Annotated in this window: 21 protein-coding genes; 8 read left to right on the top strand and 13 right to left on the bottom strand. The window is 61.1% G+C overall.

Annotation, left to right across the window (positions count from 1 at the left end; translation table 11 throughout):
• Nucleotides 1-8: 8 nt before the first annotated feature.
• From ACFWAD_RS07945 to dacB (ACFWAD_RS07935), 3 genes are read left to right on the top strand one after another with little or no spacing between them, the layout of a single operon-like run.
• Nucleotides 9-1,931 carry a glycoside hydrolase gene (locus ACFWAD_RS07945; protein WP_378542633.1) on the top strand — a complete coding sequence of 641 codons (1,923 nt, stop codon included), beginning with the start codon at nt 9-11 and terminating at the stop codon, nt 1,929-1,931.
• A complete protein-coding gene (locus tag ACFWAD_RS07940; protein ID WP_378542632.1) occupies nt 1,928-2,920 on the top strand; it encodes a phosphatase PAP2 family protein in 993 nt (330 codons plus the stop codon). Before ACFWAD_RS07945 ends, ACFWAD_RS07940 begins: the two co-directional genes overlap by 4 nt.
• A complete protein-coding gene (gene dacB / locus ACFWAD_RS07935; protein ID WP_378542631.1) occupies nt 2,917-4,278 on the top strand; it encodes a D-alanyl-D-alanine carboxypeptidase/D-alanyl-D-alanine-endopeptidase in 1,362 nt (453 codons plus the stop codon). Before ACFWAD_RS07940 ends, dacB (ACFWAD_RS07935) begins: the two co-directional genes overlap by 4 nt.
• Before the next feature lie 34 nt (nt 4,279-4,312).
• Here the strand turns inward: dacB (ACFWAD_RS07935) and bla are convergent, their stop codons facing one another.
• The 4 genes from bla to ACFWAD_RS07915 form a co-directional block, all read right to left on the bottom strand.
• Nucleotides 4,313-5,218 (bottom strand): class A beta-lactamase, encoded by a 906-nt coding sequence (bla, locus tag ACFWAD_RS07930; protein ID WP_378542940.1) that lies wholly within the window; start codon nt 5,216-5,218, stop codon nt 4,313-4,315.
• A 581-nt stretch (nt 5,219-5,799) separates the two neighbouring features.
• Entirely contained in the window at nt 5,800-7,299 is a 1,500-nt protein-coding gene (gene dacB, locus ACFWAD_RS07925) for a D-alanyl-D-alanine carboxypeptidase/D-alanyl-D-alanine-endopeptidase (protein ID WP_378542630.1), read from the bottom strand.
• A 258-nt stretch (nt 7,300-7,557) separates the two neighbouring features.
• On the bottom strand, nt 7,558-8,895 hold the full coding sequence (locus ACFWAD_RS07920) for an FtsX-like permease family protein (protein ID WP_378542629.1): 1,338 nt from the start codon (nt 8,893-8,895) through the stop codon (nt 7,558-7,560).
• Entirely contained in the window at nt 8,892-9,614 is a 723-nt protein-coding gene (locus ACFWAD_RS07915; protein ID WP_378542628.1) for an ABC transporter ATP-binding protein, read from the bottom strand. Before ACFWAD_RS07915 ends, ACFWAD_RS07920 begins: the two co-directional genes overlap by 4 nt.
• A gap of 165 nt (nt 9,615-9,779) precedes the next feature.
• On the opposite strand from ACFWAD_RS07915, the gene ACFWAD_RS07910 reads away from it, so the two are divergent.
• A complete protein-coding gene (locus tag ACFWAD_RS07910; RefSeq protein WP_378542627.1) occupies nt 9,780-10,964 on the top strand; it encodes a histidine kinase in 1,185 nt (394 codons plus the stop codon).
• 36 nt (nt 10,965-11,000) lie between these two features.
• The gene (locus ACFWAD_RS07905) at nt 11,001-11,663 is read left to right on the top strand and encodes a response regulator (RefSeq protein WP_378542626.1); all 663 of its coding nucleotides are present in this window, start codon (nt 11,001-11,003) and stop codon (nt 11,661-11,663) included.
• A gap of 273 nt (nt 11,664-11,936) precedes the next feature.
• Here the strand turns inward: ACFWAD_RS07905 and ACFWAD_RS07900 are convergent, their stop codons facing one another.
• From ACFWAD_RS07900 to ACFWAD_RS07890, 3 genes are read right to left on the bottom strand one after another with little or no spacing between them, the layout of a single operon-like run.
• Nucleotides 11,937-13,052, bottom strand: a complete 1,116-nt coding sequence (locus tag ACFWAD_RS07900; RefSeq protein ID WP_378542625.1) for an acyl-CoA dehydrogenase family protein — start codon at nt 13,050-13,052, stop codon at nt 11,937-11,939.
• 9 nt (nt 13,053-13,061) lie between these two features.
• Nucleotides 13,062-14,234: an acyl-CoA dehydrogenase family protein gene (locus tag ACFWAD_RS07895; protein WP_378542624.1), complete on the bottom strand. Its 1,173-nt coding sequence runs from the start codon at nt 14,232-14,234 to the stop codon at nt 13,062-13,064.
• 28 nt (nt 14,235-14,262) lie between these two features.
• On the bottom strand, nt 14,263-14,724 hold the full coding sequence (locus tag ACFWAD_RS07890; RefSeq protein WP_054781524.1) for a MaoC family dehydratase: 462 nt from the start codon (nt 14,722-14,724) through the stop codon (nt 14,263-14,265).
• A 96-nt stretch (nt 14,725-14,820) separates the two neighbouring features.
• Here ACFWAD_RS07890 and ACFWAD_RS07885 point away from each other — a divergent pair, with 96 nt between their 5' ends.
• Nucleotides 14,821-15,474 (top strand): TetR/AcrR family transcriptional regulator, encoded by a 654-nt coding sequence (locus ACFWAD_RS07885; RefSeq protein ID WP_378531679.1) that lies wholly within the window; start codon nt 14,821-14,823, stop codon nt 15,472-15,474.
• Nucleotides 15,475-15,480: 6 nt separating this feature from the next.
• Here the strand turns inward: ACFWAD_RS07885 and ACFWAD_RS07880 are convergent, their stop codons facing one another.
• The gene (locus tag ACFWAD_RS07880; protein WP_378542623.1) at nt 15,481-15,927 is read right to left on the bottom strand and encodes a MarR family winged helix-turn-helix transcriptional regulator; all 447 of its coding nucleotides are present in this window, start codon (nt 15,925-15,927) and stop codon (nt 15,481-15,483) included.
• A gap of 12 nt (nt 15,928-15,939) precedes the next feature.
• The gene (locus tag ACFWAD_RS07875) at nt 15,940-16,344 is read right to left on the bottom strand and encodes an EVE domain-containing protein (protein WP_378531675.1); all 405 of its coding nucleotides are present in this window, start codon (nt 16,342-16,344) and stop codon (nt 15,940-15,942) included.
• Nucleotides 16,345-16,489: 145 nt separating this feature from the next.
• Between ACFWAD_RS07875 and ACFWAD_RS07870 the strand changes: the two genes are divergently transcribed.
• Complete coding sequence (locus ACFWAD_RS07870; protein WP_378542622.1) at nt 16,490-17,167, top strand: TetR family transcriptional regulator; 678 nt, start codon at nt 16,490-16,492, stop codon at nt 17,165-17,167.
• Nucleotides 17,164-18,084 (top strand): TIGR01777 family oxidoreductase, encoded by a 921-nt coding sequence (locus ACFWAD_RS07865; RefSeq protein ID WP_378531671.1) that lies wholly within the window; start codon nt 17,164-17,166, stop codon nt 18,082-18,084. The genes ACFWAD_RS07870 and ACFWAD_RS07865 overlap by 4 nt, the downstream gene beginning before the upstream one ends.
• Here ACFWAD_RS07865 and ACFWAD_RS07860 read toward each other — a convergent pair.
• The 4 genes from ACFWAD_RS07860 to ACFWAD_RS07845 form a co-directional block, all read right to left on the bottom strand.
• Complete coding sequence (locus ACFWAD_RS07860) at nt 18,042-18,557, bottom strand: MerR family transcriptional regulator (RefSeq protein ID WP_378542620.1); 516 nt, start codon at nt 18,555-18,557, stop codon at nt 18,042-18,044. The genes ACFWAD_RS07865 and ACFWAD_RS07860 overlap by 43 nt on opposite strands.
• Before the next feature lie 10 nt (nt 18,558-18,567).
• Nucleotides 18,568-19,428, bottom strand: a complete 861-nt coding sequence (locus tag ACFWAD_RS07855) for an SDR family NAD(P)-dependent oxidoreductase (RefSeq protein ID WP_378542618.1) — start codon at nt 19,426-19,428, stop codon at nt 18,568-18,570.
• Between the two features lie 60 nt (nt 19,429-19,488).
• Nucleotides 19,489-20,271 carry an enoyl-CoA hydratase gene (locus ACFWAD_RS07850; protein ID WP_378542616.1) on the bottom strand — a complete coding sequence of 261 codons (783 nt, stop codon included), beginning with the start codon at nt 20,269-20,271 and terminating at the stop codon, nt 19,489-19,491.
• 110 nt (nt 20,272-20,381) lie between these two features.
• A complete protein-coding gene (locus ACFWAD_RS07845) occupies nt 20,382-23,765 on the bottom strand; it encodes a pyruvate carboxylase (protein WP_378542614.1) in 3,384 nt (1,127 codons plus the stop codon).
• Nucleotides 23,766-23,800 lie beyond the last annotated feature (35 nt).

Genomic DNA, 23,800 nt, shown 5'->3' with positions numbered 1-23,800 from the left:
TTCGAACTATGAGAACACAGGCATTGACCTCTATCGCTGTGGGCACCGTGTTGGTCGCGCTTGCCTCCACGGCGTGTACCGCGAGTGCGGCGGACCCCGCGGTGCGGGTGGATGGAAGCACCATCACGGTGCAGATCGAGGGCGGCGAGGCCAGGATCGATGTGAACGACCTACGCGTGGACAGCGACGTCGAACTGTCGGCCGCCACTGCGACAGACCTCGGAGCACCAGGCAAGGTGTCAATCGAGAATGACAGTGCCCGTTGGTCATACCCCGACCGCGGCCTCGACGTGACAGCGGTTGCTCAGGCCGGCCGCCTGGTGATCGACCTGACCAGTTCGCGAGATCAACGCGTGTCGTGGCCGGTCACCGGGGCCGGTGCGCGAGATCTGCAACTTCCCCAAGGTGAAGGGCTGAGTATCCCGGTCGACGACACATTCTGGAACCACCCCGATATCGGATTGGTCGGGGACGAGGGGCAACGATTGCAGGATCTGACGATGCCGTTCTGGGGGTTCAGCGCGGGCACCGTAGGGGCGAGCTATCTGGTGCCGACCGACTTGGGTACCTCCCTGAACTTCGCCTCGGTTGACGGCCGGCTGCGCAGCACTGCAACACACGACTTCAGCCAGGAAAAGGGCACTGGCACCTACACGGTTGCCCTGTCAGTCACCGACGGGTCCCCGGTGGCCCCTGCACTGGATTACCGCAGTCTGCTCGAAGAACAGGGCGGACTGCGCACACTGCAGCAGAAGATCGCTGAGAACCCGGACACGGTCAAGCTGGTCGGTGCCTTTCACGCCTATCTGTGGGGAGATGCGCGTACTCCCGAAGCGATACGCCAACTCCATGACCTCGGCATCACCAAGATGTGGCTCGGCTACGACGCCGACGACCAGCCGATGACCCGCGAGGCCGTCGAAACAGCCACGAACTACGGCTTTCTCGTCGGGCCGTACGACACCTTCGCCAACGCACAGGACCCGACCGGTGAAGTCGACAATCCCTCGTCTTCGTGGCCCGAAGGGATTTGGCCCGGCGCCTGCATCATTGACGAAAAGGGCGACATGGAAGGCGGATTCAGCGGTCGCGGTTGCTACTTGAGCTCGGAGGCATTAGCTGCCGACCCTGAGCTTGTTGCCTCTCGCGTCGCCGCAAAGGTGGGTAACGGCGTGAACAGTTACTTCCTGGACGTCGATGCGACAGGCGAGGTATTCGACGACTACAACCCGGACCACCGGATGACCCAGTCCAAGGACCGGCAGAACCGCATCGACCGCATGAAGGTGATCGGCAAGGATCTGGTGCTGGGATCCGAGACAGCCGGGTCGTGGGCCAACAGCGTTGTGTCCTTCAGTCACGGATCGAGCACGCCGGTGATGAACGGCCTCTGGAAAGCGGAACGAGACAAGGCGAACTGGGGTGCGTACTGGGGGAAGAACGGCCCGGCCTTCTTCTTCAAGCCCGTCGCGCTTTCATCAGATCTGAAAGCCGGCATGTTTGATCCGAAATACCTTGTGCCGCTGTACGAGACGGTGCTGCACGATTCGGTAGTCAGTACGGATCGATGGGAGTTGTCCTTCAACAAGCTGCCAGCCGAGCAAACCGATCGCGCGCTGTTGGCAATGCTCTACAACACGCCGCTGAACTACACCCTGAACGCACAAACCATCGCGGAGGAAGGCCCGAGGATGGCGACCATGCAGAAGTTCTTCGCCACCCTGCAAGAAGCGGCTGGAACTGAGCCCATGACGGACTTTCAGTGGTTGTCAAACGACAGAATGGTGCAGCGAACCATCTTCGGGGATGGAAAGCTGTTGGTGACAGCCAATTTTGACGACAGCACCTACCATGACCCCGACGTTGGCGACATCGGCCCGGGCTGCGCCAGTGCATCGATCGGCGCCGCGATCACCACGCTGTGTCCGTGACCGATTCCGCCACGATGACGCCCGCCGTACGCAACGGAACACGGTGGACAGTGATTGTCGTCGGCATGTCATTCGCCGCGGGTGCGGTCGCCGTATTCCTTCTGATTGTTGGTACCGCCGGCGGTCAACAACTCGACCGGGAAGTATTTCAAGCTGCGAAGTCGGCGCAGACCGGCATATCGGTGCCCGACGTCCTGCGGCTGGACATCATGACCAACCCGCTCATGTGGATCTCCGTCGCAGCCGCGATCCTGTTGACAGGGAGTATGATTCGTCGGCCGCTCGCTGCTGTGACGACGCTTGCAGTTCCCATCGTGTGCATAGTGACGGCGAGAACGCTCCGTCTCGACGTTCTCGAGCGGCCTCAACTCGACCAGGACGTCCCCTGGCCGACGGCGAACACGTTTCCGAGCGGCCATGTCGCCGGTGCAATGGGTATTGCCCTCAGCCTGCTCCTGATCGCACCGTCGTGGATGCGCCTGGTTGGAGTCGTGCCCTGCGCGGCGTGGGTGGCGCTGGTCAGCCGCGACATCATGGGCGAGGGATGGCACCGCCTCAGCGATGTTGCGGGATCCGTATTGCTCGCAGCCGCAATCGTCAGCCTCTTCGCAGCTGCCTTCCCGGTGGGTGGTCGCCGAATACGGGGGTTCATGTTGGTGGCCATGCTGGTGGGTGGGCCGATAGCGACGACGGTGATCGTTCTGGCCCTCGATCCACGACCATACGGTGTGCTCACCGGTGTACTCGCGACAACGGTGGCGGTTCCAATGACTGTCTTCGTATGCGCGATATCGCAATCGCCCACTGCTCCCCGTCCCGGAGAGCGCCGGACAGGCCGCTTTCGCGGCTTCCACGGCCATTGCTTAGAGTTGTCAGCCAGGGCGACAACACACGTCAGGTCGATGATCGCCACAATCGGATCGGCGACCCCCAAGAAGTGCGGCAATGAGGTCGACATCGAATGTCGAAGAAACGACTCAGAACAATGACAAACAGACGGTCTGGATCCCTTCTCGCATACGCAGCAACGACGATGGTGGCGGCCTTCACTGCCGGGTGCAGCCAACTCGACCCCACTCCCACCCCTCCCCCGACAGTGACGGCCCCACAACTGATTACTCCGCACCCGAAAATCACGCCGGTGCCGACGGATGCCCCTTCACCCAGTCCTGAAATACTCTCGGCAGTGCTCCAACCCGCACTCGACAACCCCGACCTCGGAAGTTTGACAGGTCACGTCACCGACGCCCAGACCGGCGCAACACTGTGGCAACAACAGACCGACACCCCGCAAGTACCTGGTTCCATAGTCAAAGTTCTCACGACCGCCGCCGCACTACTCACACTGCCGGCCGATCACCGAACTACAACAACCGTCGTCCAAGGCGCCAACCCCGGCCAACTTGTGCTCGTCGGCGGCGGCGACCCGACACTGACCGCGAAACCTACCGGCACGCAAGGCTATTACACCGACGCCCCACATCTCGATGACCTGATCAACCAGATCCACCGTTCCGGTATACACGTCAGCAGCCTCATGGTGGACAACACATTATTTCCAGGCCCGGCAATTGCCCCCGGATGGGACACCGCCGACATCGCCGGCGGGAGTATCACCCCTATCGAATCGGTCATGCTCGACGGCGGCCGCGCAGACCCCTTGGCTGACTACTCTCCGCGCACCCACACTCCCGCACTGGACACCGGCCGAGCCCTCGCTGAACAACTCGGACTGGACCCGGCATCTGTCACCGAAGGCACCACACCTTCTACGGCCACACCAGCGGCGGCCGTGGTGGCCTCGGTTCAATCTGCTCCGTTGAGCACACGCTTACACGACCTGATGGTGCACTCCGACGACGTACTCGCCGAGACGGTGGGGTTCGAGATTGCACTCGCCCGTGGGTTACCCGCAACTTTCGACGGAGCAGTCGACGCCATCACTCACACACTGCAAGAGAGCGGATTCGACACCACCGGAGCACAATTGCGAGACGCAAGCGGATTATCCACCGACGACCGCATCTCGGCACGCCTCATCGATCAGGTGCTCACCGCGGCAGCCGGGCCCGACACCCCGGAACTTCGCCCACTGCTCGACACACTCCCCGTCGCCGGAGCGACAGGCACCTTGGCGGACCGATTCAACCCGCCGTCCCCGGCAGCAGGGTGGGTGCGCGCGAAAACTGGCTCCCTCTCCGGTGTCAGTTCGCTGGCCGGAATCGTCGTCGACAACGACCGGCGAGTCCTGACATTCACCCTCATGTCCAACGGCACCGCACCCGAGGCAGCAAGACCCGCCCTCGACGCCGTAGCAACGGCGCTACGCGGTTGCGGGTGCCGATAAACCCCGAGACTTCGGGATCGGTTCTTCACCGACGTCAGGTGAGCGCTGAGACGACGAGACGTGTGGCGTCGGCGATGATCGCTTTGACCGCGGTGTCGTCTCTATCCGACCGCGTCGTCAGGATAGAAATCGTCACCGCATCTGAAGTATCCGTCCACACGACACCGACGTCGTTACTGGTTCCGTAGTCGCCGCTGCCAGTCTTGTCGGCGACCGTCCATTTTTGGGGAACACCGGCCCGTATCTGCTCCGCACCAGTGGTATTGCCTCGAAGCCAACCCGTGAGCACCTCACGTTTGTCCGGCGTCAGTGCATCGCCGAGGACAAGACGCTCATAGTCCGTACCGATCGCCCGCGGGGACGTCGTGTCACGATCATCGCCTGGAATGGCGGTATTGAGTTCGGGTTCGATCCGATCCAGCCGAGTCACATCATCACCGATACTGCGAAGATATGCATTGACTTCAGAAGGTCCGCCGAGCATCTGCAGCAGGAGGTTGGCGGCGGTATTGTCACTGTATTGCACTGCTGCGGAGCATAATTCACCAACCGTCATCCCGGCATCGAGCTTTTGCTCCGTGATCGGGGCGTACGACTGCAGATCGGCGGCAGTGTAGTGGACTACGGTATCGAGATAACTCAATGGATACTTATCCAATACAGCTGCGACAGCGAGGGTTTTGAACGTAGAGCAGAACGCGAACCGCTCGTCCGCGCGATACTCCACCGTCCTCCCGGTGTTCAAACTACTCGCATACACCCCCAGTCTCGCGTCGTATCGACCTTCGAGTTCGACCAGAAGATCACTTGGATCTCCCGCGCCAACTTTCGTCGGCCCGGCATCTGCAATCTGATTACTCTTCGCCGAACATCCCACGACCGGAATCAACACCGCCGCAACCAAAAACGCACGCCGCGTGACTGCCCCACTCTCTACCATCACTGTCAACAACCTTTCACAAACTTACTGGTGGAATCCCAAAATCAATTCCACGCAACAACATACGCGAGGCGAAGTACGCTCGCCGACGCACGTTCCCCATGTCTGAGCTCAGCACAACTTTTCTTTCGCAGCGGGTTCCACCTATTTTGATCCAGATAGGGCACAATGCCTGTGGTTCGCCGTGAACTGAACAGTCCTGGGTTCGTCTACGTGGACATTGACGGTGAGCCGAACGTTCAACTCACCACGCTCACTCGGACGGGAGTGACAATCTACCCGGTTGAGCCGCAATGACTTCGAGCCTTCACTCGCCGCCCAACGGAGCTTTATGCCAAGGCGCGAGTGCGGCGCCATTTACCATCGTCATCGTCCTCGATGGTTCACCGGCCAGAGCTCGGAGTCGAACGGTAGTGGGTTTCGCGAGGTGAAGCGTTGCCGAACGGTCAGCGAGGAACCCGATCTCTCGTGCGGCCCCGATGGTCCAGTGATGGTTTGTCTGGATAGCCATCGGACGACATCGATCCCCTTGCGAATTCGGGTTGCACCCCTATGCGTCCGACGAGCCGTCGAGGATCCCGCTACGATGAGCGATAGATCGCAGCAGCGATCGCTCCGAGTTGCTTGTTGGCATCGAGGGCTAAGTCGATCGCATCTTCGACGGTTCCGCTGGGCACAGGGATGTTGTTGACGTATATCGCGAAGACGAGTCGCCGGCCACTTTGCGAGTTCATATATCCAGCCAGCGCTTTCGTGGCGAGTTGCATGTTCCCGTCGGGCGCGTCGACCAAGGTACCGGTTTTTGCGCGGATCTGTCCCGCCGCCGGATCGGTGCGATCGATGACGTCGGCGAGCGATCCATCGAGGCCCAGGCTGGGCATCGAATCGTAAAATACGTCGAAATCGTCGCGGCGGGCGAGGGCTCGAAGAAGTTCGGTCTGTGCCAGAGGCGTGGCTTTGTCCCCAGGTAGGCCTTGGGCGTCGACTAACGTAAACGACGCTGGGTCGACGCCACTTTTTGCGAGGAATTCTCGTTCGATCTGCATGCCCTCTTCGTAGGTCTGGAGACCTCGTTGCGCAGCCATCAGCGGCGGCAAGAGATTCGCCCCGAGGTTGTGGCTGACCTTGTTGATCAGCTTTGCGTATTCACTGAAGGGAGGTGAGGTGTAGGACGCCGAGACTGGCAGTGCCGCAACACGATCTTGTGACGGGAGGATGTCGCTGGGGTTCGTACCCAATGTCGGCGCGCTGGTTGTGACGCCGTGGCGGGCAAGTGCCTCGATCAGCAAGGTCCGCGCAAATGCCGGAGGGTCTGGTACTTGGTAGGTTGCGACGAATGGTGTTTTCGCGTCGGCGGGGACAGTTCCATGCACGATGATGTGCCCCGAGTCGGCGGCGTCGACAGTGACCGCGGGCTTGGTGCCGATCGGTGTTGTCATCACGTCCGACTCGACCGTGAAGGCTGCGGTTTTCGGTCGCCAGTCGACTGTGGCGGGTTGTCCTCGATCGAGCGGGCTGATGAGCAGATCTATGAGGTTGTCGTTGATCATCGTGGGCGTAATCGGTACACCGCCAACAGAAATCGGGTCCCAGAGGCGGTTGTCGACGACAACGTCGCCGTCGATCTTGCGAATTCCTTCGGCAGCGATCTGGCCGGCAAGTTCGTCGAGTCCGGCCAACGGGTCTTGAGGGGTGATGGTCGCCATGCCTGGAACGGCGTTGGCGTCGAAGTGATCGAAATCGGGAACCTCGAGGGTGTCGGGCGATGCCGAGCGACCGCCGAGCGCTAGATCTCCGCTGCCGACCATGATCAGATCGCCCGAGAGTCGACCGTCTGCCGTGACTTCTCCGGTATGGGCGATCGGAGTCTGGAATCGGTGGTCACTGCCGAGAATATCCAATGCCGCCCCGACTGCGAAGGTCTTCGCCGTGGACCCCGTGACGAACTGTGATTCCGGGTTCAGCGACTGCACGATCTCCCCCGTCGCTTCGTCCGCTACGAGAACACCCCACTGACCCGATTCCCACGGGGGTCCAGCCATGAGTTCGCGTACCTCGGGATTGACTTCGTTTGTGGGCATTGACGTCTCCGCATCGATACCCAATGCTCTGTCGTCGGGATTGGCGGAACATGCCGACAGTGCGACGGCTGCGATTATCGGTGTGGTGATGAGCGCCATCAGCCTTGGGCGTCGCGGCCTTCGATCGAAGTCGGACACTTCCAGTCGTTCTGAATGATTTTCATTCTTGGACAAAGGATTTCCTGTCATTTGTTCGATTCTCGGATTGGGACGACAACGCTTCAGACGCACCTCGCATCTCGTCGAAGTTACCGTCAGTCAGGCGCGAAGTTGCTGGGCGAGATTGGCCCGTGAAGTGGTGATCGTCGGCCAGATCAATGCTGCGCTGGTCATGATCAGCGTCATGACTGCCAGCGCAGTGAGCATCGGCCACGGCAGGCCGCCCAATACCGACGAGACTGACATTCGTGCGGCCAGTGCGACTGTCCAGCAAGATACCAGCAACGTCAGAACTCCGAAAAGGACTGCGGTAGTGGCGTATATCAAGCCTTCATACATTGTCGAACGGGCTATTACGGCTGGCGGGGCACCGGCGATACCGATCAGCGCCGCGTCGCGGCGTCGTTCACGACCGACTAACGCGATGACCGCAAGTCCTCCAACCCAGGAAACGACGAACACCCAACCGAGCACGACAAGCACGTCGCCGAGACCGGTGGAGTCGTCAGGCATCACATTGCCGATCACCATGAAGATGCTCACCATCGACAATGCCAGCGCGAATGGCAAAACAGTGGTGACACTCCGCGCAGCACGGGCGCGACACGACTGTATCGCCAGCCGCCAAGCGACGTCACCGACTGGAACCATCGCAGTCCACAGTTTCATCAGAGGCGTAATAGTCCACGGGCCCATCAGAAGCAGCAGACACACCAAGAAGAGATTGCCGGCGAAGGCAAAGGCAGTGCGCTGCTCGGGTCCGCTCAGTTCAGACCCAAGACCTGGAATCCACATTCCGAGCACACCAGCGAACAGGCACGCCGCGAGGACACTTCGGCCGATGCCTGGACGAGCCATTAACTCGGTAGTCTCACGAAAAGCGCGCATCTCCCCTGTCTTCGATGCACGCCGAGCAGCACCCCACCCTCCGAGCAGACACGGTGCAATCCCCGCTGCCAGCGCGACCCCGACGTACCACAGTTGAAAACCGACATGAGCACCGTGCAGATCGAGCCCCGTCTCCGTCCATTGCATCAGGGCCACACGACCGACTACGAGCGCCAGTGGCAACGCGAGCAAACCCGCCACCATTCCGAGAACCAACAATTCGATGATCAGCACGCGCCGTACATGGTGGCGCGGAATCCCGAGAATTATCCAGAGCGAATGCTCGCGGCGCTGCGTTGTCAATGTCAGTCCCACCGTGGAGGCAACGACTGCGGTTGCGGCAAGAACGGTGAAGAAGACGATGTTTCCGCCAAGCGCTATGGAAGCCTGAGTCATGGCTGCATCACCGGCAACCCGCGTCGCACTCATGCCGGCCAACATCGCGATCACCACGCCAGCGGCGCAGGCTCCACCCACGGTGGCACACAAGACGGTCCACAGCCACATTGCGAATTGACGACGAATATCTGCGAGAACCAATCGAATCATGCGAGCACATCCCCAACAGCCGCCGATTGCGCGGCCATTATGGCCTCGCCCACCGCATGTCCGTCTCCACCGGGCATGACATTGTGCACACGCCCAGAACCCATGACGACCACATGATCAGCACGGGCAGCAGCATATGGGTCATGAGTGACCATCACCACGGAGGTGCCGTGTGCCGGTAGAGCTTGCAGCCAATCCAGTACTACTTGCCCTGACACGAGATCGAGTGCGCCTGTGGGCTCGTCGGCAAAGACGATGCGTGGCTGATTGGCAACGACGCGGGCGACCGCGACACGCTGCCGCTCGCCACCGGAGAGTTGGTCGGGTCGTCGGGCGGCGTGATTACCGATGCCGAGGCGGTCCATTGCCTCGCGAATTCGAGCTTTGGGCACTTTGTGACCCGCGAGGCGAGCGGGGAGAGCGATGTTCTCTTCGACGGTGAGCGAGCTGACCAGGTTGTACTCCTGAAATACGAAACCGATGTGTTTGCTCCGGAACGCTGCACGTTTGCGTGCGTTCAGGGATTGGAGATCGGTGCCGAGCACTTCCACGGTGCCTCCGGTCGGCTCCTCGAGCCCTGCCGCGCAGAACAGCAGAGTCGATTTGCCAGAACCGGACGGTCCGACGACTGCGGTGAGGTGCCCCGCGGGTATGTCGAGATCGAGGTCGTGCAGTACCCGGTTGGTTTCGCCACTGCGGCCAAGAACGGGGAAATCCATCCGCAGTCCACGAAGTCGGACACAAGGAGTGGTACTGGTGATGGATTCGTTCGGCATGTAAGAATCTCAACATTCTCGATCCTGGAAAACACTGGTGCTGTCTCCCTCAAGGGGTAGAACCAGCACTACCTCTTCCTCCACCGTCGTCTGGGAGAGTGTGACGTCATGTCGATTTCCGTGCTGGCGCGACGAGTAGTGCTGGAGATCGTCGCCGCAGCCCTCCTTCCACTATTTCTCCTGTCCTTGGTACTGATACCGCTGCTGCCGATCACCGCGATCGTGGTAGCCGAACTTGATCGTGTGCGTGCCAGAGCCTGCGGCGCGCCGAGCGCACCTCTGCGGCCTGCGAACGAACCCTGGGTCAGTTGGATTCGACTACGGGTCCGCACATCCGCGCTCTGGCGAACAGACCTGCCGGTGATGCTGATTGCCGTGGTCTTGTCGTTGCCTTCTCTGCTTGTGGCGTTCTTCGGCTTCATCGGAGCCTTGGCGCTGGTTTTCTCACCCGTCTTCTGGTTCTTCGGTATCGCGGCGCAGGTGGGACCATTCACGCCGACGTCCGCAGGCCAGTCGGTCGCGGCCGTTCCGACCGGGTTTGTTCTCGCAGCACTGACGGCAGCGCTATTGTCCGGAATTTCCTGGCTTCGCGACCTGATATTGCTCGCGCTTTCAGACCGAAACGACTTCGATCTGCACAATCAACTTCTCGACCTGCGCACGAGCCGGGCCTCGTTGACCGAGGCTTTCGAACTGGAACGACAACGCATTGAGCGCGATCTGCACGATGGCGCGCAGCAGGATCTCGTTGCGGTGGTACTCAGCCTCGGACTACTTCAAGCCGCCGCCGATTCCGGCGCAGACAACGAGCGCATCAGTGCACTGGCGTCACGCTCGCAAGCGCAAGCAGAACGCGCCTTGGAACGCTTACGCGAAACGGTGCGCGGCATCCACCCCCGCGATCTCAGTGACTTAGGGTTGATGGCGGCGGTTCGCGAACTGGTAGCCCGGTCATCCCTAACCGTCGAGCTCGATACCGAGGGTGACGACTCGAATCTGTCAGGACCCGTCGCCGGTGCCGTCTACTTCACTATTTCGGAAGCCCTCACCAATGTCGTAAAGCATGCCGGCGTCGACCACGTCCTGATCGAACTTCACTGTTCGCCTTACGGTGTGATGGCCAAAATTGTCGACCGCGGGGTCGGAGGCCTTGACCTTACCGATGGCCGGGGCACTGGTTTGGCGGGACTGCGGGAACGAATGCGAAGCGTCGGTGGCGAAATTCAGGTCGTCAGTCCTCCCGAGAAGGGAACTACTCTGACAGTGACGGCCCCTGCCGAACCACCATGGTGACAGTCCGACACCGAACAGACGAGGAACGAACACGCCATGAAGATCGTGCTGGCCGATGATGCCGCACTCATTCGCGCCGGCATCAAGGAAATCCTGACCGCGAGCGGCCACGAGGTCGTCCGCGAATGTGAAGACGCCCCCTCGCTGGTTACGACCGTCGACGACATGGCCAACTCAGGTGAATTGCCGGACCTGGTCGTCACAGACGTACGAATGCCGCCTGAACATACGGATGACGGATTGCGCGCCGCGATGGATCTGCGCGCCCGCCATCGCGATCTCCCGATCCTGGTGTTGTCTGCATACGTCACCGGTCCATATGTGAAGGAACTGCTCAGTGGCCCGGGCGCGGACGGTGTCGGCTACTTGCTCAAGGAGAAAGTGGGACGGGTTGGAGACTTCCTTCGAGCAGTGGAAACGGTTGCCGGTGGAGGCGTAGTGGTCGATCCGGAGGTAGTGCGTTATGTCATCCGACAGGACGCCTCCCCCGGTCCGATCGGCAGGCTCACTGGACGTGAGAGCGAAGTTCTCGCGTTGATGGCGGAAGGTAAATCCAACGGCGAGATCGCCGACACTCTGTATCTGTCCAGGGCTGCGGTCAGCAAGCACGTTGCCAACGTCTTTCTCAAGTTGGGTTTGCCTCCCGGGGAAGATAATCGGCGCGTCAAAGCGATCCTTGCCTGGATTGAACGCCGCTGAGCGAATCAAGCGAAGTAAGTCAATCAAAGCCGGGCGCAGATCATTCTGCTGCGACAGTCGAGAAAGGGTCGACACCGGTGCGAACTTCCTCGGATCGGCACGTGATAGCTCGGCATATGCGACGACTACAAGAAACGAACGGTCGTCGAGCGCCGCCTCCGAGCTGACCTCGTGACCACAGCACTAGCGGGTGGTACATCCGTGGTGTCTGTCACCACAGTTGCATTCGTAGAATCCGCTAACCGGCCTTTCTGTCCCGGATGGTAGGCCCGCTCATCGATTCTTCGAGACGCCGCCGGCCAGCACCCGAAGGTGATCGTCCGAGGCACCCAAAGTGTGTTCGATGGCCACCAGTCGCGAGACGTAATGCCCGACCGGATACTCGGCTGTCATTCCGATGCCGCCGTGCATCTGAATCGCTTCCTGTCCGATCTGATGCGCGGCGCGACCGACAGCCAGCTTCGCGCGCGACGCGATGGTCGGATCGATCACGCCGTCGGCAATGGACATGGTGGCATACAGACTCATGCTGCTCGCCAGTTCGAGCGCCACGTACATGTCGGCGGCCCGATGCGCCAATGTTTGAAACTTCGCGAGAGGAACACCGAACTGCTTGCGCTGCTTCAGGTAATCCGTCGTCAGTCGCAGCGCTTCGGTCATGATCCCGATCGCCTCGGCGCACAGAGCCGCCTGCGCCCGAACCTCTGCTTCGACGATCGCCTCCGCGACATCGCCGCCCTCACCAAGTTGTTCGGCCGCGGCATCGGTGAACGTGAACTGCGCACCGCGCCGGCCGTCGTGAGTGGCGTACGTGCGCCGTACGACACCCGAACCGTCTGCATCTACCAGGAAGAGCCCAGTGCCGCCGCCTGGAAGTGCGGCGCTGACAATCACGACGTGCGCGCTGTCGCCCTGCAGGACCGGGTTCTTGACGCCGGTGATCGTCCACCCCGATCCCGAATGTGAAGCCGCGGCCGTGACGGTGGCAACCGGCCAGCGCGTGCCAGGTTCCGTATGTGCGAAGGCCGACAGAGTGGTCCCGTCGCTGAGCGCCGGCAGGAGCCGCGCCCGCTGATCTGCCGAACCGACAGCCGCGATCAAACCGCCGGGGATCAGAACACCACCCAGATACGGCTCGGGTGCAAGCGCTCGGCCCAGTTCGGTCATCACGACCATGGTCTCGACCGGTCCAGCGCCCATTCCGCCGTCAGACTCCGCGAACGGCAGGCCGAGCAGCCCAAGCTCCGCGAACTGCTTCCACACCGCGGCATTCCATCCCTCGTCAGTAGCCGAGGTGGCGTTGCGCTTCTCCGCGTCGTAGCTGCGGTTGAGCAATTCACGCGTCGTGTCGCGAAGCATCGTCTGCTCGTCGTCGAGTTCGAAATTCATGTCAGATGCTCACAATCCGAGAATCGAGGAGGCAATGATGGAGCGCTGCACCTCACTTGATCCGCTGTAGATGGAAACCTTCCGGTAGTTCAGGTAGCGCGGCGCCGCTTGCTGCGCCCACTCCGGCGAGTCGATCTCGGCCGTGTTCACCGGCAACGAGTCCGGACCCGCAACATCCATCAGCAATTCCGTTGCTGCCTGCTGCAATTCGGAGCCGCGGAGCTTGAGCAGCGAGGACGCCGGGTTCGGCTTGCCGTCTGCCGAACTCGCCACAACTCGCAGTTGAGTCAGATCCAGCGCAAGCAAATCGTTTTCCAGCTCAGCCAACCGAGCCGCGAACAACGGATCATCGAGGAGGGTGCCGGTTCCGACGCGAACCTCCCGCGCCTTCTCTTTTGCCGTGGCGACAAGAGTTTTGGAGAACCCGACCCGCGTGACGCCCGTGCGTTCGTTGCCGAGCAGGAACTTGGCGTAGTCCCAGCCTTTGTTCTCCTCGCCGACAAGATTCTCCGCAGGCACGCGGACGTTGTCGAAGAACACCTCGTTGACCTCGACGCTGCCGTCGATCAGTTTGATGGGGCGAACCGTGATGCCGGGAGTTGCCAGATCGATGAGCAAGAACGAAATTCCGGCCTGCCGCTTCTGAGCACTGGCATCTGTACGAACCAGACAGAAGATCCACTCGGCGTGCTGCGCGAGAGTGGTCCACGTCTTCTGACCATTGACGATGTAGTCTGCGCCGTCACGAACAGCGGCCGTCTTGAGTGAAGCGAGATCCGAACCGGCTTCGGGTTCCGAAAAACCCTGGCACCACCAGATATCGGCGTTGGCCGTAGCGGGGAGAAATTCCTCCTTCTGCTCCTGCGAACCGAAGGCAGCGATAACGGGCCCAACCATGCTCACGTTGAACGGCAACGGGTTGGGTACCGACGCCAACTGCATTTCCTCGGAATAGATGTGGCGCTGAACCGGAGTCCAGTCCTTGCCGCCCCATTCGACCGGCCAGTGTGGAACCGCCAACCCGTGTGCGTTCAGAATCTGTTGGCCCGCAACGATGTCCTCACGAGTCAGCTTTCCGAATCCGGCCGCACGTGCTCGAAGTTCGGGCGAGAATTCGGTGGTGAAGAACTTTCGCATCTCCTCGCGGAACGCAACTTCCTCAGTGGTCAGTTCGAGATTCATGTGGAGTCTGCTTTCTTCTTGCAGGATTTCAGAACAAGATTCGCGCGACGGTCTGCGCAACAACGGCAGGTTTGTCCACGCCTTCGATCTCGACGGTGTTGGTGATCTGACTCTGTAGTGAACCGTTCGGCAATTCTTCAATTGCGGAGAGCACTGCGGTATTTCGAACCTTGGCCCCGACGGGCACCGGACTCGGGAATCGAACCTTGTCGGACCCGTAGTTGATGACCATTTTCGCGCCGTCGATGCGATACACGGACTTCGACAGAAGCGGCAGGAGTGAGAGCGTCAGATACCCGTGCGCAATCGGTCCACCGAAAGGTGATTCGCGCCTAGCTCTTTCGTCGTCGACATGAATCCACTGATGGTCACCGGTCGCGTCGGCAAATTGATGGACCATCTCACGGGTGACCTCGACCCACTCGCTCGAACCCAGCGTTTCACCGACTGCCCCCAGGAGATCGGACTTGTTCTCGAACACCCGTGTCATCTGATCCTCCACGTTCCCGAACACTGTTAGGTTAATTCGATAATAAACTCACAGTGTAAGGTTGTCCAGTACTTTCAGACGAAAGGGTTCTGTGCGATGGCGCGACCGCGGGTTCCACTACTGAGTAAGCCGATCATCAGGGACACTGCCCTGAAACTGGTGGACGAGCACGGTCTGACCGACTTCTCGATGCGCAAACTCGCCACTGTTCTCGGCGTACAGGCACCGTCGCTGTACAGCCATTACGCCAACAAGGACGAGTTACTCGACGACGTCGCGAACGTCATCATGGAGTCCGTCGACGTAAGCGGCTTCGACTCCGACGATTGGCGCGGCGCGCTGCGTACGTGGGCGCGGTCCTACCACGCTGCCCTGGGCAAGCATCCCAACATCGTTCCCTATCTGGCCTACGGTCCGAGCGTCAGGCCCATCGCCCTCGATCGCGCGAACGCCATCCACGGCGGCCTGGTGCGCGCCGGATGGCCGCAGCGCACGGCAACGCTGATCGGCGCTTCCGTCAAGTACGTGGTCATGGGTGCTGCGACGGCAACGTTCTCCGGCGGATTCGTGGACGATCCCGCTATCTACGCCGAGCGTTACCCGCACCTCACACGAGCACACCTGTTGCGTGAGCGTGCCACCGAGATCGACGGCGCCAGCTTCGAACTCGCACTGGAATCCCTGCTGGACGGACTGGAAGCCAAATACGCACTGCTGCAGAGAACTACAGAGCAATCTCCTCGAAACTGAGGGTTGTTACCGTCGATCAAGCGCGCCGAGCATCGCGACGAAGGCCGTCTGACGATCCCCGAGAGCGGCGAAGAATTCCCGGTCCGAAGATTCCACCGCGCGATTCGCCCCGCCGGCCAAGGCCGCACCCACCGGCGTGACGGCAAGCGAGCGAGCACGAGCATCGGTCGGATGTGGACGTCGTTCGACAAACCCCTTGGATTCGAGGGTCCGAATCACCTGTGACGTCATCATCGCGTCGGTGCGCGCGTACTCGGCAAGGCCGCGTTGAGTTATCGGCGTCTCTGCATCCAGCCAGGTCAGTGCTGCCAGCAGAACGAACTGCACGTGGGTCAGGTCGAAAGGTCGCAGCGCAGCGCGAATCGAGGCCTGCCAAGCGTTGGTGACACGCCACAACATCAGACCGGGACTCTCGTCCGCGTCCTCGAAGTCGGTTTCCAGTTTCTTCGCCACAGCGCCAGTGTGTCAGCTCGTCGTCGAACGCAGAACCTCGACGTCGTTGTCATCCAACGGAATCAAGCCACGCCGGAGTTGATACCCCCAATTCTGTGCCGAGGTCAGCGCCAATCGACTCCGGACTGCGTCGAGAGGAACGGGGTTGAATTGTTCGTACCGAACTCGCCGCCGAAACGGCTTGAAACACCCCTCGTCCGCCTGCCAGATCTCACCCTCTTCGATCACACCGAGAGCTGTGAACTCGCGCAACGGATCTCGGTCGCCGATGGACTCGACCGGCGAATAGTAGACCAGCACGTCACCTGCTTTCATCCGTGCCAATCCGGCTCTCTTTCCGTGCCCGATCTGTGCGATACCGAGATCCACTGCGCGACGCACATGTTCGGCAGAGACAACCCCTAACCAGGCATTCATCGCCGGCCCCCTGGCGAACCGAAAGCACATCCATTCATGCATTTAGTATGCGCGCTTATTATCTTACTCGCAACAGATTGAGTCTTGAACGTGTTCAACTACAGGGCGTACGCTGTACTTGAACGCGTTCAAAGAAGGAGAGCCGATGAGTAGTCGCGGGATCAAGACCAGGGAAAAGCTGGTGGAAACCGCTTTGCGGCTCTTCCGCGACGAGGGCTTCGCAGCGACGACCATGCGCAAGATCGCGAATGAAGCAGAGGTCTCGCTCGGGAATGCCTACTACTACTTCGCCAGTAAAGACGAACTTGTTCACGAGCTGTATCTCGTCATCCAACGCGATCACCGCGCTCTGGCGCTTCCACTCCTTCGCGAAGGTGGGTCACTGACAGAAAATCTCAGGATTGTTCTGCATACCGGACTCGATGTCATGGGGCCCTATCACGGCTTCGGTAGCGCGTTTCTGCACGTTGCACTGCCCACCGCATCACCGTCCAGCCCGTTCTCGGCCGAGTCGACCGATGCGAGATCGATGGCCGTCGATCTGATGCGTGAAGCACTGGCGGCGTCGAAGCAGCGGACGCCGTCGTCATTGGAGACCCAGCTCCCCACGCTCTTGTGGCTCAGCTATCTGGGCGTGACGCTGCACTGGGTTACCGACTCATCTCCGGGGCAAGCGCGCACCCGTTCCCTGGTCGACGGCCTGGTACCGATCATCGCGAAAGCGCTCACACTTGCCCGGCTGCCAGTGGCACGAGGTCTGGTCGGCGATGTCGCCGCCCTCATGGCCAAAGTGATTTCTCCAGAAGGGAACACAAAATCATGAAGACCGTTGTTGTCTGTGGTGCGTCGGGTTACGTAGGCCAACACCTTCTTCGAACGCTCGAATCCAGCGGGGTCGACGTTCGGACGATCGGCCGGGGAGGAACGAGCGATGCCACGTGGTCCGACGAGCACGGCGTCGCCGATGTGCTCAGCGGCACGGATCTGCTCGTCAACCTCGCCGGCCGCTCCGTGAGCTGCCGCTACAACAAGCGCAATGCCGACGACATCTTCTCCTCCCGAGTGGAAACGACTGCACTGTTGGGTCGTGCGCTGACCCGTACGCCGCAGCCACCCTCACTCTGGGCGAATGCCAGTACCGGCACGATCTACCGAGACGCACGAGATCGACCGATGGACGAGAAGAACGGAGAGCTGGGAAAGGGATTCTCCGTCGCGGTCGCGCGAGCGTGGGAACACGAATTGTTCTCGGCACCAACACCCGTTCGCAAAGTGGCACTTCGGATGTCGATCGTCCTCGGCGCGGGCGGCGGGGCGATCAACCCGTTCGTCAACCTCTCCCGAATGGGCTTCGGCGGCAGGATGGGCGACGGACGACAAATGTTCAGCTGGATTCACATTGCCGATGTCGTTCGCTCGATCATCCACATCTACGAGCATCCGGAGATCTCAGGCCCGGTCAACATCGCATCCCCGTACCCGGTGACCAATGACGAGATGATGCGACAGGTGCGCGCAGCGTTGGGTCGACGGTACGGTTTGCCCACACCCGGCTGGATGCTGGAGTTCGGAGCTCGGGTCATCCGCACCGAGGCCGAGTTGGTGCTCAAGAGCCGCTGGGTAGCGCCAGGAGTGCTCGCGGACAACAACTTCCGCTATCAGTTTCCGACACTGGAGTCGGCGCTGGACCAGATCGCTCAGGAGACCCCGCGAGGGCTGCTTCCGGTTTCACTCGGCTGAATATCCCGCTCCCCGGTTCGCCCACCGTACGTTGCAATCTTGTACTCCGTCGCGGCCAGAGACAGCGTGAGTTCCTTGATCTGCCGCCGAACGGTGTCCCGGTGCTCGAGCAGCATGTCGAGCCTCTCCGGAACTGTCCCTTCACCAGCGTCGACCAGTTCGACGTAGTGCTGCAGGTCGCGAATCGCCATACCCGAGATGCGCATGCGGGTCAGAAACACCAGCCTGCGAACAGATTCCGGGCCGTACACACGATGTCCGCTCGAATCACGATCCACCGCAACCAAGCCGATCTTCTCGTAATAACGCAGGGTATGTGCCGAAACATCCAGCAGGTCTGACACTTCGGCAATCGACATCAACTCCTCGACGTCCCCGGCGTCGACCAGTCGATGGATCACCTCGATCGACATTGGCCCGTCCACTTCCCCAAGTGCCTCGAGTGCCTTACGCATCAAGTCTTCGGTAGCCATGACTCTCAGCCTAGAACGGGCGGACAGGTCCGGCAGCATCCGCGAAATCGGCGCTGCGAGCCAGGTCGGCCCAGACGGATACCTCGGCGAGATTCTTCCGATACGACGCGGACACCCGCTCCACGGCTTCCTTTCCGAGTGGCAGACGAAGTGGCACATTCTCGCTGTGCACAAGCGAGGTGATGATCTCTGCTGCCTTCTCCGGATCACCCTCCTGAACACCGTCTGCCGCCGCCATGTCCCGCAGAACGGGATCGAGCAAATCACGGTATTCCGAGGATAATTCGGCGAAGCTCAGAACGCCAGGTGTGTTGAATGCCGTACGGAATCGGCTGGGCTCGACGATCATCACCCGAACGCCGAACTGCGCGACCTCACCGGCAAGAGCCTCCGACCAACCCTCGAGAGCGAACTTCGACGCCGAGTACGCCCCGACACCGGGAAACGACATCCGGCCGCCTTGACTGCTCATCTGCACGATCGTCCCGCTGCCCTGCGCCCGCATCGACGGGAGGACGGCACGCACCAATGCGGCGGGCCCGATCAGGTGCAGTTCCATGAGATCCCGCAAGGTCGAATCGTCCACCATCTCCGCCGCGCCGACCATCCCACGACCGGCATTGTTGACCAGCACGTCGACGCGACCGAAACGCCCGAGCGCATGTTCGACGACGCCCGGAGTTGCTGCGGTATCTCTGACGTCGAACGTCACCGCCGAGAACCGATCCGGATTCGCCGACGCAATATCTGCAACGGACTCGGGACGACGAACTGCAGCGACTACCGCGTCCCCCGATCGAAGTGCAGACAGTGCGAGTTCACGTCCGAAACCCTGAGAAACTCCAGTGATGATCCAGGTCTTTGTTGTCATGGTCGGCAACGCTAGGGGTTAGAGCGCGCTCCAACGCAAGCCTGTGGTTCTACCGCCGGACTACACGCCGGCCCAGACCGGTCGCTCTCCGCGAAGGAAACCGTCGACACCGGCTTTGAAGTCGTCACTGCTGTAGATCATGCTCATCAGATCGTTGTTGTCGGTGACCGATCGGGTCCTGATGCGGCGCAGGGACTCTCGGATCGTCCACACGGTCATCGGGGCAGCCGCCAGCAGTTCCCGCGAGACCTGGGCAGTCAGGCCCGCGAACTCGGTCTCCGTTGCGCAGTCGCTGAGGAAGCCGTTCCGCAGAGCCTCGTCGCTCGACATGACCCCCGCCCGAGCGACCAACGACATCAGACGCGAACTGCCGATCCTGTCCGCCAGCAACGCCACGGAATGGATCGACAACGAGTTTCCGAGTGTGCGCGCGATCGGAAGGCAGAAGCGGGACCCGTGCGTCGCGATCCGCACGTCGCACGCTGCCGACAGCAGCAGCCCTGCGCCAGCGCACACGCCGTCGATGACCGCGAGGGTGGGGACCCGCACTTTCTCGAGTTCGGTCAGCACGCCGACGAACCGACTTTCGTAGTCGAGCCCGTCGTGAAAGCTCGAGAAAGTCTGAAAGTGGCCAATGTCGGAGCCCGCCGAGAACGCCTCTCCCCCGGCTCCGCGGAGGGTAAGTAACCGAATCTCGCGGTCGGAGTCGGCGCGCCGGCAGGCTCCGGCAATGGCGTCGTACATCTGCGGGGTCAATGCGTTGCGCTTTTCCGGCCGGTTGAACACGACGTCGAGGGTCTCGCCACGACGGATGATCGAGATGTCTTCGTGCGTTTCAGTCATGACACTCACACTATTTTCGACCTCGAATAGACGAAACACATTGCACTTGAATATCTTTGCGAATTCTCGCTGCAAAGTTGCAGATAGTGCGAACCTCGCCCAGTCTGCGCCTACTCGATAACCAGAAGCAGATCGCTGCCCTCAACTTGTTGGACTTCGGCGATCGCAAGTCGGGCGACAGTACCGGCGCGGGGCGCGGTGATCGCAGCCTCCATTTTCATCGCTTCGATCGTCGCGACAGTATCACCGGCCTCGACGCTCTGCCCCTGTGCCACAGTGAGTGTGACCACACCGGCGAACGGTGCCGGTACCTGCCCAGGAACGCTTCGGTCAGCCTTCTCAGCCACCGGAACGGTATCCGCGATGCTTCTGTCTCGCACCGACACCGGCCGCAATTGACCGTTGAGGATGCACATCACGGTTCGGAATCCGCGCTCGTCCGGTTCCGAGATCGCTTCGAGTCCGATGATCAGTTCGACGCCCTGCTCGAGCTGAACTCGGTGCTCGTCACCACGACGCAAACCGTAGAAGAATTGATTCGCCGACAATCGCGACGTGTCTCCGTACAGTTCCTGGTGATCGAGGAACTCCTTGCTCGGACCAGGAAACAGCAAGCGGTTTAGCGTGGAGCGCACCTGCGCGGGGTCGGCGCTCAACGCTTTGCTCTCATCCTCCGAAAGCGACACTTCAGGTTTCGCCGCGCCCCGCCCCTCCAACGCCTTCGTGCGGAACGGCTCCGGCCATCCGGCCGGCGGTGTACCCAGATCCCCGCGCAAGAAGCCGATCACCGATTCCGGTAGATCGAACTTGGCTGGATCCGAGGCGAACTCGTCCGAACTAACACCTGCACCCACAAGATGGAGCGCAAGATCACCGACTACCTTCGACGACGGCGTCACCTTCACCAGCCGTCCGAGCATCCGATCCGCAGCAGCGTAATTCGCTTCCACGTCTTCGAATTGGTCGCCGAGACCCAAGGCGGTCGCCTGGGTGCGGAGGTTCGAGAGCTGGCCACCCGGGATCTCATGGGTGTAGACGCGACCCGTCGGTGCGGGCACGCCGGACTCGAACGGTGCGTAGACCCTTCGCAGCGCTTCCCAGTACGGTTCGAGATCGCACACCGATCCAAGTTCCAGACCGGTATCGAACTCCGTATGTGCAGCCGCCGCAACGATCGCCGAGAGTGCAGGCTGACTGGTTGTCCCCGCCATCGGGGCAGACGCCCCATCCACTGCGTCGGCCCCGGCCTGCCATGATGCCAGGTACGTAGCCAACTGGCCGCCGGGAGTGTCATGAGTATGCACGTGAACCGGGAGGTCGAAGTTGCTGCGCAGTGCAGATACAAGTGTCGCGGCTGCAGGTGCACGAAGCAGTCCTGCCATGTCCTTGATCGCCAGAACGTGTGCCCCGGCATCGACTATCTGCTCCGCCAACCGCAGGTAGTAGTCGAGTGTGTACAGCGTCTCCGCCGGATCAGACAGATCGCCGGTGTAACTCAGTGCCACCTCCGCCACACTCGTACCGGTTTCACGTACTGCGTCGATCGCCGGCCGCATCTGATCGACGTTGTTGAGAGCGTCGAAGATTCGGAAGATGTCGATCCCAGTTCTCGCTGCTTCGGCTACGAATGCCGTGGTCACTTTCTCCGGATAGGGCGTGTACCCCACGGTATTGCGTCCGCGCAGAAGCATCTGCAGGCAGATGTTAGGCACGGCCTCACGCAGTGCGGCGAGCCTCTCCCACGGGTCTTCCTTCAAGAAACGCAGAGCGACGTCGTAAGTAGCTCCGCCCCACGCCTCGAGCGACAACAGTTCCGGAGTCATTCGGGAGACGTGACCGGCCACCGCCAGCAGACCGCTTGTACGAACCCGGGTCGCAAGCAACGACTGATGCGCATCGCGGAAGGTGGTATCGGTGACCGCCACCGCTTTCTGTTCACGCAAGGCCGCAGCAAATCCGGTCGGCCCCAGATTCATCAGCCGCTGCTTGGAACCGTCCTTCGGCGGAGCAGTCAGATCGATCTTCGGCAGCTTGTCGTGCGGGTAGACGGTCGACTTCCGCTCCCCGTGCGGCCGGTTCACCGTCACGTCGGCAAGATACGTGAGGATTTTGGTGCCACGATCCGCGGAGACCCGCGACGTAAGTAGTCCCGGACGTTCCTCGATGAACGACGTCGTCACCTCCCCTGCCCGGAAATCTGCGTCGTCGAGCACTGCCTGTAGGAAGGGAATGTTGGTAGAAACCCCTCGGATTCGGAATTCGGTGACCGCGCGCCTTGCCCGCGAAATCGCAGTGGGTAGGTCGCGCCCGCGGCAGGTCAGCTTCACCAGCATGGAGTCGAAATGGGCACCGACCTCTGCCCCGAGGGTAGCCCCGCCGTCCAGGCGAACGCCGGCACCACCCGGGGTTCGGTAGGCCGTGATGCGCCCGGTATCCGGTCGGAATCCGTTGGAGGGATCCTCGGTGGTGATGCGCAGTTGCAGTGCAGCGCCGCGCAGAACAATCGACTCCTGGCGAAGACCCAAGTCGGACAACGATTCACCAGAAGCAATTCGCAGCTGAGCCTGAACCAGGTCGACGTCGGTCACCTCCTCGGTGACGGTGTGCTCCACCTGGATTCGCGGGTTCATCTCGATGAACACGTGATTGCCACGGGTATCGACCAGAAACTCGACAGTGCCTGCACACGAGTAGTTGATAGCTTTCGCAAACGCCACAGCATCGGCACAGATCTTCCCCCGAAGTCCGGCTGGAAGGTTCGGAGCGGGCGCAAGTTCGATTACCTTCTGATGGCGCCGTTGCACACTGCAGTCTCGTTCGAAGAGGTGAATGACGTTTCCTTCACCGTCTGCGAGGATCTGCACTTCGATGTGCCGCGGGTCGACCACCGCCTGTTCGAGGAATACCGTCGCATCACCGAACGCTGATTCAGCTTCGCGCGCAGCAGCTTCGATCGATTCTCTCAGCTGGCCCCGCTCCGCGACACGCCGCATCCCTCGTCCGCCGCCTCCGGCAACTGCCTTGACAAAGAGCGGAAACTCCATGAGCTCCGACGCGCTCATCAGGGCTTCGATGTCGGTGGACGGTTCGGACGACTCGAGGACGGGAAGCCCTGCCGCCCGCGCAGCCGCGACAGCACGGGCCTTGTTTCCCGTCAACTCCAGTACCTCGGCCGACGGGCCGACGAAGGTGATATCGGCGTCCGCACATGCGGCAGCCAGTTCAGGGTTCTCCGAAAGGAATCCGTAGCCGGGGTAGATCGCGTCGGCGCCAGCCTTCTGGGCAGCGGCGATGATCTCGGGCACCGAAAGATACGCCCGAACCGGGTGACCTACCTCCCCGATCTGGTAACTCTCGTCGGCCTTGGTGCGGTGGATCGAGTTTCGATCCTCGTACGGAAACACGGCCACGGTTCCGGCACCTAGTTCGTAGGCGGCGCGGAACGCACGAATGGCGATTTCGCCTCGGTTGGCGACAAGCACTTTGGAGAACATGGAAAACCTTCGCTGTCGAGAGTGTCAGTACGCGA

The organism is Rhodococcus sp. NPDC059969 (genome assembly GCF_042738325.1).
In the GTDB taxonomy this organism is placed as follows: domain Bacteria; phylum Actinomycetota; class Actinomycetes; order Mycobacteriales; family Mycobacteriaceae; genus Rhodococcus_F.
Note: the sequence above shows the minus strand (reverse complement) of the source record. Positions and strands in the feature narration are given on the sequence as shown.